The 836-nt window shown below is 29.3% G+C and carries 1 protein-coding gene; it reads left to right on the forward strand.

Annotation, left to right across the window (positions count from 1 at the left end; all coding sequences use genetic code 11):
* Positions 1-836: IS4 family transposase (locus tag RGC78_RS16130; protein WP_309556960.1), on the forward strand; the 836-nt coding region annotated here is incomplete at both ends.

Below are 836 nucleotides of genomic sequence, written 5' to 3' on the forward strand. Positions count from 1 at the left end.
TATCGTCGGCATTAGAATATTTATTTAAAGCATTTACTAATTCTTTTGATAATTATAAAACATTTAATGGGTATAGATTGCTGGCAGCAGATGGATCAAAACTTAATATAGCTCATAATCCAGAAGATACTGACACTTATATTAAATGCCAAGATAATGCCAAGGGTTTTAATGTGATACATCTAAATGCATTATTTGACTTATGTAACAAAGTATATACTGATGCATGTATTCAACCTGTTAGAAAGCTAAATGAAAATGGAGCTCTTACTGATATGGTTGATAAATCTTCTCTATTTGGTGATGTAATTGTTATTGCCGACCGTGGCTACGAAAGTTATAACACATTTGCTCATATACAAGAAAAAGGTTGGAAATATGTAATAAGAGTAAGAGATAGGGATAGCAAAGGGATGGCATCGAGCCTTAAATTACCTTCTTGCGAAGTGTTCGATAAGAAAATTGATTTGAAACTTACAAGAAGACAGACAAAAGAAATAAAGGCTAATTCAGAAATATATAAATTTATGCCTAAATGTTCTAAATTTGATTATTTAGAATTAAAAAGTCCTAATTTCTATCCAATCTCATTTAGAGTTGTAAGATTTAAAATTTCAGATAATACTTACGAAACTATAATAACAAATTTAGATTCGAATGAATTTTCAGCAGATAAGATAAAAGAACTTTATCATATGCGATGGGGAATAGAAACTTCCTTTAGAGAACTTAAATATGCTCTAGGATTGATAAATTTTCATTCTAAAAAGGTGAATCACATTGCCCAAGAAGTGTTTGCTAAGCTTACTATGTATAATTTTTGTGAAATAATTACC

The sequence above is a fragment of the Clostridium aquiflavi genome, assembly GCF_031344075.1.
GTDB classification, from domain to species: Bacteria; Bacillota; Clostridia; order Clostridiales; family Clostridiaceae; genus Clostridium; species Clostridium aquiflavi.